The organism is Micromonospora sp. NPDC002411 (assembly GCF_053592955.1).
Window position 1 is genome coordinate 1 of the sequence record NZ_JBSFBM010000263.1, and the last position, 9381, is coordinate 9381.

At 73.0% G+C, this 9381-nt stretch carries 10 protein-coding genes and 2 pseudogenes; all 12 read right to left on the minus strand.

Going from position 1 to position 9381, the window contains the following annotated elements; genetic code table 11:
* A pseudogene (locus ACWCO3_RS25810) lies at positions 1-96 on the minus strand (zinc metalloprotease); the annotation flags it as partial.
* A gap of 175 nt (positions 97-271) precedes the next feature.
* A pseudogene (locus tag ACWCO3_RS25815) lies at positions 272-1327 on the minus strand (Hsp70 family protein); the annotation flags it as partial.
* A gap of 102 nt (positions 1328-1429) precedes the next feature.
* Entirely contained in the window at positions 1430-1882 is a 453-nt protein-coding gene (locus ACWCO3_RS25820) for a GNAT family N-acetyltransferase (RefSeq protein WP_435795328.1), read from the minus strand.
* Between the two features lie 93 nt (positions 1883-1975).
* Entirely contained in the window at positions 1976-2530 is a 555-nt protein-coding gene (locus ACWCO3_RS25825; protein ID WP_357934618.1) for a DinB family protein, read from the minus strand.
* Positions 2531-2688: 158 nt separating this feature from the next.
* Complete coding sequence (locus ACWCO3_RS25830; protein WP_450012471.1) at positions 2689-3411, minus strand: RibD family protein; 723 nt, start codon at positions 3409-3411, stop codon at positions 2689-2691.
* Entirely contained in the window at positions 3408-4091 is a 684-nt protein-coding gene (locus ACWCO3_RS25835; protein ID WP_450012473.1) for a GTP cyclohydrolase II, read from the minus strand. Before ACWCO3_RS25835 ends, ACWCO3_RS25830 begins: the two co-directional genes overlap by 4 nt.
* Positions 4092-4148: 57 nt before the next feature.
* On the minus strand, positions 4149-5087 hold the full coding sequence (locus ACWCO3_RS25840; RefSeq protein ID WP_145781046.1) for a lysylphosphatidylglycerol synthase transmembrane domain-containing protein: 939 nt from the start codon (positions 5085-5087) through the stop codon (positions 4149-4151).
* A gap of 66 nt (positions 5088-5153) precedes the next feature.
* A complete protein-coding gene (locus ACWCO3_RS25845; protein WP_354881044.1) occupies positions 5154-5972 on the minus strand; it encodes a class I SAM-dependent methyltransferase in 819 nt (272 codons plus the stop codon).
* Positions 5969-7051, minus strand: coding sequence for a glycosyltransferase family 4 protein (locus ACWCO3_RS25850; RefSeq protein WP_450012475.1), 1083 nt, complete (start codon positions 7049-7051; stop codon positions 5969-5971). Before ACWCO3_RS25850 ends, ACWCO3_RS25845 begins: the two co-directional genes overlap by 4 nt.
* Positions 7048-7446, minus strand: coding sequence for a 6-pyruvoyl trahydropterin synthase family protein (locus ACWCO3_RS25855; RefSeq protein WP_357834051.1), 399 nt, complete (start codon positions 7444-7446; stop codon positions 7048-7050). Before ACWCO3_RS25855 ends, ACWCO3_RS25850 begins: the two co-directional genes overlap by 4 nt.
* Positions 7447-7448: 2 nt before the next feature.
* Positions 7449-8432 (minus strand): NAD(P)-binding protein, encoded by a 984-nt coding sequence (locus ACWCO3_RS25860; RefSeq protein ID WP_450012477.1) that lies wholly within the window; start codon positions 8430-8432, stop codon positions 7449-7451.
* 154 nt (positions 8433-8586) lie between these two features.
* Positions 8587-9270 carry a hypothetical protein gene (locus ACWCO3_RS25865; protein WP_450012479.1) on the minus strand — a complete coding sequence of 228 codons (684 nt, stop codon included), beginning with the start codon at positions 9268-9270 and terminating at the stop codon, positions 8587-8589.
* Between the last annotated feature and the right edge of the window lie 111 nt (positions 9271-9381).

Sequence of the window (9381 nt, forward strand, 5' to 3'; positions counted from 1 at the left end):
CGGGAAGGTCGCCCAACCCAGCAGGTCGTCGCTCAGTTCGCCGAGGTAGATGTTGAGCGTGTTCTTGCCGCCGACCCGCAGTGAGGACTTCATCGCCCACGGGCCTCGGCGCGGGCGGGCTCACAGGGTTCGGCGCAGGCGGGCTCACAGGGCTCGGCGGCCCCGCGTAGGCCGGGGCCGGCAGCGCCTTGCGCAGTGGCAGGTCGGTCAACGCACCCTCGGCCACCGGCAACTCGGGCTGGTCCAGCACCGTCGGGGCGATCCCCAACTCGGCGTGCAGCATCCGGGCCACCAGCGGGATCCGGGACGATCCACCGACGAGGAACAACCCGGCGAGCTGATCGGGGCGCAGACCAGCCTCGGCGATCACTTCCCGGGCACGCTCGACCGCCCGGTGCAGCAACGGCGTGGCCACCCGCTCGACGTCGTCCCGGGTCAGCTGGACCGTCTCGGCCACCCCCGGCACGGCCACCGGTGCGACAGTGGACCGGGACAGCGTCTCCTTCGCACTCCGTACCTCGTCCCAGAGCCGCACCTGGTCGCGGCGCTGCGCCGGGTCCGTCGGTCGGACCAGCCTCGCCCACTGCGCGGCGTGCCGCTCACCGACCACCTCGCCGACCCGCCGCACCAGGGCGGCGTCGAGGTCGAGGCCGCCCAGGTCGGGCAGGCCACCGTCGGCGACGACGCTGAAGCCGGAGTCCCCCCACGGGTCGGCGCCCTCGTTGCGCAGCACCGCGACGTCGAGCGTCCCGCCGCCGAAGTCGAACACGGCGATCGCGCCGCCCACCGGAACAGGCCTCTGCAACACCTGCGTGTAGTAGCGGGCGGCTGCCACCGGCTCCCGCAGCAGCCGGGTGCCCGGCGGCGTCGGCCCGGCGAGGGTGTGCTCGGCGACCTGCGGCCAGCCCGCCAGCAGCAACGCGTCGGCCAGCACCTGCCGTCGCGTCGCGTCCCAGGCGGCCGGGCAGGTGAGGACGGCCGGGGGCAGGAAGCCGACGGCACCGACCGCGGCCCGCCCGACCGCCGCCAGCACCGCGGCAAGCAGGTCGGCCGGCGGGTACGGGCGGTCGCCGAGCAGCACCGTCGGCTCGTCCACCCGACGCTTCGGGTTCGCCTCGAACCGGGCCGGGTCGGTCTGCGCCAACCGTCGGGCGTCCCAGCCGGTGTGCAGGGTGCCGTCCGGGTCGGCGTACACGGCGGAAGGGCTGAGCGGTTGACCGTCCATCAGCAGCGGACGGGTCCGCCCGTCCGGCCAGCGCAGCACCGCGACCGTGTTGGACGTACCGAGGTCGACGCCGAGGGCGAAACCCTCGTGCTGGCCTGCCATCTGCCCGTTACCTCCGCCGAGACGAGGGGAATTCGACCCCGCATCGTACGCAGGCCGCGCCGCCCCACTGATCACTCGGTCAGGGAAGCCGGTGATCCCGGCTCAGTGGGCGGACCGGACGGCGACGATCTGGCCTCCGCTGGTCTCCCCGGTGGGGCGGAACCCGAGCTTGAGGTAGAACCCCTCCGGGCCGTCCTCCCCCGATTCCCAGGTGGTGTAGACCCGGTCGTGCCCTCGCCTGCGGGCCTCCGCGCGGACGGCGTCCACCGCGTAGCGGCCGTACCCCCGGCCCTGCTGCTCGGCGGCGATGTTCAGCCGCCACAGGCCCGAGCGCCTGTCGTCCGGTCGGTCCCACTCGATGTCGAAGAAGCCCATCAGGAAGCCGACGATCTCGTCACCCTCCACGATCAGTCGTGGCCAGGCGATCTCGGGTTGCGCGTACGCCTCGGCGAGGGACCAGGCGACCGGCGATGAGTACTTCTCCTGGTCGGGTCGTACGGTCAGCCGGCACGCGGCTTCCACGTTGTGTTCAGTGATCTTCACCAGTGCGGGCACGCTGGCCACCATACCGAGCGGGATCCGTCAGCAGGCCGTCGAGCAGCCCGCGCAGTCCGAAGCCGCCACGCAACGAGAAGCCACCCGTGCCCATCAGAGCCTCCGGGGCATCTGGTGATCAGAGATGGGCTGTGCCGCGCGCATCAGCCGGAGCTGACCGATCTCCGCGACGTTCTTCATCAACTCGGCGTTGACCCAGCCGATCGTGTGCGTGACAGTGTGGTCGGTGTCGTTCTGCCACGGGAACGTGGCGACGCTGTCGAGGTCTGCCTCGGTGAGACTGTCGAGAACACCCCACCACTCGGTACGCATCCCGCGCAGCCACACGACGGTCGGCTCCCCCGCGCCCGGCCATGCGACATCCACGCGCTCCCGCGGTGGTCGGCCCCGAAGATGATCGATGGCGACCGTCCACCACCAGCCCATGTGCCAGGTCAGCCAGCCGATCGTCGGCACCGGAATCGGGTCGGGCTCGGTGTCGGCCCAGTCCGGGGTCCAGCTGCCGTCGGCGCCGCGCCGCACGGACCAACAGTGCGTGGCCGGCTCCCAGAGGAAGTCCTCGGGTGCGAGTCGTTCGAGGTGGTATTCGAACAGCGACCAGGTCAGGTCGAACTGCCAGCGCAGGAGGGCAAGGGACGGTACGGACATCCGGGAATCCTGCCGGACACCGGCGTCGCCGTCGACCGGATAATCGCTCTGAGCGTGATGCCTGTGTGGCATCAAGATGCCGCAGCGGCATCACGCTCGCAGCGAATGCTGCTTCGGTGCGCGAGCCAGCGCGTGCCGGCGTGGGCCAGCGCGAACGATCAGGCGGCGGGGGCGTCATCGGCGGGGCAGCGGTCGGAGAGGGCGTAGCGGAGCAGGACCACGTCGCCGATCTGGCGGGCCTCGGCGAGCCGGGCGCGACGGCCGGGGTGCCAGGGGAAGCGACCCTCACCGACGAACCGGGGCGCCCGCCCGTCGCCGACGAAGAACGGGGCGACCACCAGGTGCAGCTCGTCGGCGAGACCGGCGGCGAGGAACTGCGCGTGCACCGTCCCGCCACCCTCCACCATCAGCCGCCGTACGCCCCGCGCGGCCAGGTCGGTCAGCATCCAGTCGGGGTCGACCGGCTCCCCCGCGTCGACAACGGTGGCCAGGCGGCCGAGGCGTTCCCGGGACTTCTCCACCGCGCCGGTAGCGCAGTAGACGAGCCGGGTCGACTCGCCAGCGGTGAAGAAGCGCGCGGTGGGGTCGAGGTCACCCTGGGCGGTCAACGTGACCTTGGCGGGCGACTCGGGTCGGCCGGTCGCCACCCGCTCGGCCCGTCGGTCCGCCGAACGCACCAGCAGCCGAGGATCGTCGCGGCGGACCGTGCCGGCGCCGACCAGGATCGCGTCGCAGCTGGCCCGGACCGCGTCGACCCGGTCCAGGTCGTCCTCGTTGGAGAGCAGCAACCGTTGGTCGGAGGCGTCGTCGATGTACCCGTCGATCGATGCGGCGCAACTGAGCAGCACGTACGGCCGCGTGGACTCCGACCGGCCGCTCATCGGGAGGCGGGACGGTCGGAGGTGCGAGTCGGAAGCGCTTCCGCCGCCTCGGTCTCCGCCGCCTTGGCCGCCTTGGCCGCCAGGTAGCCGGCGTTGGCCGGGGAGAGGAACACGCTGGTGGGCACCCGTTCGGCGACGTCCACGCCCAACCGCGTCAACTGCTCGGCCTTGTCGGGGTTGCTGCTGAGCAGTCGGACCCGCGGCACGCCCAGCGTGGCCAGCATCTGCGCGGCGACCGTGTAGTCCCGCTCGTCCTCGCCCCGACCCAGCGCCACGTTGGCCTGGTAGGTGTCCAGACCGGCGTCCTGCAACGCGTACGCGTCGAGCTTGGCGTACAGGCCGATGCCCCGGCCCTCCTGCCGCAGGTAGAGCAGGAAGCCGCCGGTCTCGGCGATCCGCTGCACCGCCTCGTGCAACTGCGGCCCGCAGTCGCAGCGTTGGCTGCCAAACACGTCGCCGGTCAGACACTCGCTGTGGGGGCGGACCAGCGGGGGTTCTCCGCCGGCGGCGAGCCGGTCCAGTGCGCCCGCCCAGTCGCCCAGGCCGAAGGCCAGGTGCTCCCGACCGTCCACGAGGCCCTTGAACGTGAACACCCGGACGGTCGTGGCGTAGCCGTTGGGAAACGTCAGCGGCACGGTGACCTGCGTACGGATCGTGGCTACCGGCAATGCTTCGGGCATGGGACTCCTCTGTCCGGCGTCACCGACACGCGGCGACGCGTACGTCTCACCACCCACTCAACACCCGCCAGCAGAGGCGGCTTCCCGGGCGGGGGCCGGGGTCCGGGAACGCCGGGCCAGCAGCACGGCGGCTCCGGGCAGGCTGGCGACCAACACCAGTGCACCGTAGACAGTGGCGGTCGCGACACCCTCGGCCGCGCTGAGCCCGGCAGCGCCGAACACCCACGCGGCCACCCCCTCGCGGGGCCCGAAGCCGGCGACGTTCAGCGGCAGGCCCATGGCGAGCAGGGCCAGCAGTGTCAACGGCAGCAGCCGCGACAGGGGGGCGTCCGACCCGGCGGTCCGTGCCGCCACCAGGAAGGTGGCGAGGTGACCGGCGACCATGACAGCGGAGGCGATCAGCACGCCGAGCCAGGTGCGCCGAGCCAGCAGGCCGGAGCGCACGTCCGCCACGGCGGTGCGCAGCGCCCGCGCCCAGCGGGACGGGCCGGCGTTCGGCACGGCCCGGGCCACCAGCACGGCGACCAGCCCACCTCCGACCAGCAGCGCGGCGGCGAGCGGCAGGTACGGCCGCACCGGCGACGGGAAGGCCGCGAGCACCACCAGCGCGACGCCGACCAGGACCACCTGCCCGGCGGTACGTTCCCACACCACCGCGCGGATGCCCCGGCTCACGTCACCGGCGTCACGGCCGTGGCGTACCGCCCGGTGCACGTCGCCGAGCATCCCGCCCGGCAGGGTGGCGTTGAGGAACACCGCCCGGTAGCAGTGCGCCACAGCTGTCGCCAGCGGCAGCCGTACGCCGAGGCCGCCGGCGACCAGGCTCCACCGCCAGGCCGCGCAGACCGTGGTGAGCACCCCGATGGCCAGCGCCGCGCCCAACGCGGGCGCGTCGATCAGCCGCACCCCGGCGAGGAACGGGCCGCTGCCCACCTGCCACAACAGGACGGCGAGCAGACCCACCCCACCGACCACTCGTGCCCAGGCCCAGAACATCGGCGTCGGCCCTCCCCTTGAAGATCGTCCACTTGCCCTAGTGCACGTACCCAGGGCGTGAACGGTTCATCCACCGGCGAGGAGGTCACTGTGTTCGACCAGCACGGTGAGCTGTCCGGCCGCAGCCTCGTCCAGCCGACGGCGGGCGTACGCCCGGGCCGGGCCGGCCAGCTCGGGGCGCTGCTCGCACGCCGCGCCCAGCCAACCCCGCAGCCACTCGGCGGCCAGGTCGGCCTGCTCCGGGCCGAGCCGCCACGGGCTGGGCCGTTCCCGCACGTCGACGCCGTGGCGGGCGAACGCGGCGACGGTGGCGGCCACGGCGTCCGGGCCGAGCAGTCGGCGACCGTCGACGGTACGTCGCTGGTGCTCGTTGAACGCGGCCTCGACCGCCGCGTCCAGCGGGTCGGCCGGGGTGAGCAGGACCCGCCCGGTCACCGAGACGGCGAAGAGGGTGGGCCGGCCGACACAGGCGGCGACCACCCGTTCGATCTCCTCAGCGGTGAGCATGTCCAGCAGCGCGGACGCGGTGACCAGGGAAGCATCAGCCAGGTCGGCGGCGTCGAGCCGGGTGAGATCACCGCAGCGGGTGCTGACGGTCACCGGTGCGCCGTCGGCGGCGACCACCCCGGCCATGCCCTCGGCGACCCGGGCCAGCAGCTCCGCGTCCCGGTCGTGCAGCACCCAGTGCTGGGGACCGGGTAGGCGGGCGGCCACCCAACGGCTCATCGAGCCGGTGCCGCTGCCCAGGTCGTGGATCACCGTCGGGGTCGCGCCGGCCAGTCGGGGGCGGACGGCGTCCAGCAGGTCCTCGGCACGTGCCGCCGCGTCCGCCGGCTCACGCAGGCGCAGCCAGTCGGCGAACGACAGGGTCTCCTCGACGGTCATCCCGCCACCTCCTCCAGCGCGGCGGCCAGCAACGCGGTGGTCACCGGCCAGTCCGTCAGGGTGTCGCGCCGGGCCAGGGCGGCCCGCCGCAGCCGGACGCGTAGCGCGTCGTCGGTCAGCCAACTGATCAACGCCCCGGCCAGCGCGGCCGCGTCGTCGGGCGCGACCAGCAGGCCCGGCCGGTCCCCGTCGGGCGCGTACCCGAGCGCCTCCGGGAGCCCACCGACCTCGGTGGCCAGCACCGGCAGGCCGCGGGCCAGCGCCTCCGTGACGACCATGCCGTACGTCTCACCCCTGGACGGGAGCACCAGAAGGTCGGCGTCGTCGTACGCGGCGTCCAGCGCCGCACCGGTCAGCGGGCCCGCGAATCGCACCCGTTCGGTGAGGCCGGCGCCGGTGAGCCGTTCGCGCAGCCGTCGCACCAGATCCGGCTCCCGGTGCAGGGTGCCCGCGCACACCATCGTCCAGGGCAGCCCGACCACCGTGGACAAGGCGTCGACGAGCACGTCGTACCCCTTGTGATGGGTGACCGCCGCAACGCAGAGCAACCGTTTGCCGGTGACCGAGCCCGGTGCCGCCGGCGCCGGTCGCACCCCGGGCGGCGCGGCCCGGACGCGGTCGGCGAGGGCCCGGTGGCGGGTGACGAGGTGGCGGCGGGTCCACTCGCTGGTGGTCACCACGGCCCGCGCGGTGGCCAGCGCCCGGGCCTCCGCCTCGTCGTCGAGCGGCAGGTGCACGAGGACGACCAGGCGCAGCCGGCGGGCGTGCGGGACGAGCAGGTCCGGCACGGACGAGGCGATCAGGCCGTCGAGCAGCACCACGCCGTCGTCGGGCAGGGCAGCGAGGAGCTCGGCCAGCTTCGCCCGGTCGGCCGGGTCGGGGTCCGGCCACGCGCCGGACACCGGGTGCTCGCGCACCGACCAGCCATGCTCCCCGAGCCCGGCGCAGATCCGCCGGTCGTAGGTGTTGCCACCGCTGGGAGCTGCGGGATCGTCGATGTCGCCGGGCAGGACGACGTGCACCGAACGGCCGGTCGTGTCCGACCCGTCGGCGGGCGCCGCCCGCCCGGCATCGATCACAGCGACCGCTCGTAGCTGGCCCAGGCGATGTGCGACTCATGCAGGGTGACGGTGATGCCGGTGAGGTCCCGCGCTCCCGCGCCCAGGTCGCCGGCGTGCACGCGCTCGACCAGCCGGTCCGCGATCGTGCGGGCCAGCACCTCGGTGGTGGTGTTCACCCCGGCGAAGGCCGGCTCGTCGTCCAGGTTGCGGTAGGTCAGGTCGCCCAGCACGGCCCGCAGCTGCTCGGTGGCCAGGCCGATGTCGACGACGATCCCGTCGGCGTCCAGGTCGGGCCGGCGGAACGTCGCGTCCACCACGAACGTCGCCCCGTGCAGACGTTGGGCCGGGCCGAACACCTCGCCCCGGAAACTGTGGGCGATCATGATGTGATCCCGAACGGTCACGCTGAACACTGTCACTCCCCGTCGTCGTAGGTGATGAGGTGGCAGAGCGCGGGCAGGTCGCCCGTACTCAGTCGGGCAAGCACGTCGGGCAGGTCCGTGAACCGGGACGCGCCGGTGATCAGGGCGTCGAAGGCCGGGTCGTCGAGCAGGTCCAGGGCGAGCGCCAGCCGGTCGGCGTAGCTGCGCCGTCCCCGCCGGGCGGGCGCGACCATGCCGACCTGACTGCTGCGTACGGTCAGCCGGCCCGAGTGGAACGACCCACCCAGCGACACCTGCACCGGGCGATCGCCGTACCAGCTCAGCTCGACGACGGTGCCCTCCGGCGCGAGCAGGTCCAGCGACCGTTGCAGGCCGGCGCTGGTGGCGCTGGCGTGCACGACGAGGTCACGGTCGCCGCTCGCGTCATCGGGGTGGGCGAAGCGCACGCCGAGCGCGCCGGCCACCCCGGCCTTGCGGGCGTCGGTGTCGACCAGTTGGACGTCCACGCCTGGGTACCGGGCGAGCAACGCGGCGACGCAGCAGCCCACCATGCCCGCGCCGATGACGGTGACCCGGTCTCCGATCAGCGGCGCGGCGTCCCACAGCGCGTTGACGGCGGTCTCCACAGTGCCGGCGAGCACCGCCCGGGCGGGAGGCACCCCGTCCGGCACGGGCACCACGGCGGTGGCCGGCACGACGTACGCGCTCTGGTGCGGGTGCAGGCAGAACACCGTACGCCCGAGCAGGTCGGTGGGCCCCTGCTCGACCACGCCGACACTGAGGTAGCCGTACTTCACCGGGCCGGGGAAGTCACCCTCCTGAAACGGCGCGCGCATCGCGGCGTACTGGTCGGGGGGCACCCGGCCGGCGAAGACCAGCGTCTCGGTGCCCCGGCTGACCCCGGAGTAGCGGGCCCGCACCAGCACCTCGTCGGGCCCTGGTGCGGGAAGCGTCACCGGGCGGATCTCCGCCGCGCCGGGCTCGCGCACCCAGCAGGCGTACGCCTCGCGGTCCACCGTCGCGCACCTCGTCTCCTGCTCCGGCCAGACCCGACGGTCCGGCTTCCGTGCCCCGGTCGGGGTCGTCGATCATAAACACGGCGCTACGGTGTGCGCGGTTCGAAGCCGTCCCCAGTGATCTCTATTCCGGACAAAACGGGCACCCCCTTGCTTATGGCCCAACGCTTCCCACCTCGGTCAACCGCCAGACCCTGCTCGCGACGTCGTAAACCACCCTGCGATCGACCTGTTCCGGGACCGACTGACCAAGCCGCCACGATTCGGAAGTGGCATACAGATCGACGACCACCGAACCCCGCGTCGCCGGGCCCAGCTCGCCGACCCAGTGCCGGCCCTCCTCGATCAGCCTCTCCACGGTCTCGACGTCGGGCGCTGTCACCTCCGCCACAGTGGTGTCGACAAGGGCCGAGCCGACCAGCAAGGCCAGGAGCCGGCCGAGGACCGCCGCAGGCACCGTACGGTCCGTCGTCTCGACAGCCACGTAGCAGTCGTCGTGCCCGGAGTACAACAGGCGTGAGCCCGCCAGAGCAGGCAGGACCGGCTCGTCGTACGTGGCCGCTCCGATGACGACGATCATCTCGTCGATGCGCTCGGCGGAAGGCGTGCCCGGCACGTCGAGGAATGTCAGCTCGTACGGGTACCAACCGGCCAGGAACCGGGGCAGCTCCTCCCGGCTGATCAGCAGGGCCTCTTCGCTGAGGCCGACGACGCCGGACGCCAGGGCGCCGACCTGATGTACCACGACGTTGACGCCCTGCTCCGCCGCGATCCGCGACGGCCGCCACTGTCGATAGTCCTCGTCCAGGAAGCTGTTGGTCTCCAGGCCGACAACCATGATGGTGTCGTTCCCGGCGGGCCGTGTTCGAGGCGCAGTTCCTTGAGGTGCTTCCAGGCCCTACCCACCACCGGCCCCGGCGGCACGCCGAGCAGCTCCATGATCGCGTTG

Coding starts and splice junctions, on each gene's coding strand:
- ACWCO3_RS25825 (WP_357934618.1), bottom strand. CDS start 2,530: ATGTCCGTACCGTCCCTTGCCCTCCTGCGCTGGCAGTTCGACCTGACC.
- ACWCO3_RS25830 (WP_450012471.1), bottom strand. CDS start 3,411: ATGAGCGGCCGGTCGGAGTCCACGCGGCCGTACGTGCTGCTCAGTTGC.
- ACWCO3_RS25835 (WP_450012473.1), bottom strand. CDS start 4,091: ATGCCCGAAGCATTGCCGGTAGCCACGATCCGTACGCAGGTCACCGTG.
- ACWCO3_RS25840 (WP_145781046.1), bottom strand. CDS start 5,087: ATGTTCTGGGCCTGGGCACGAGTGGTCGGTGGGGTGGGTCTGCTCGCC.
- ACWCO3_RS25845 (WP_354881044.1), bottom strand. CDS start 5,972: ATGACCGTCGAGGAGACCCTGTCGTTCGCCGACTGGCTGCGCCTGCGT.
- ACWCO3_RS25865 (WP_450012479.1), bottom strand. CDS start 9,270: ATGGTTGTCGGCCTGGAGACCAACAGCTTCCTGGACGAGGACTATCGA.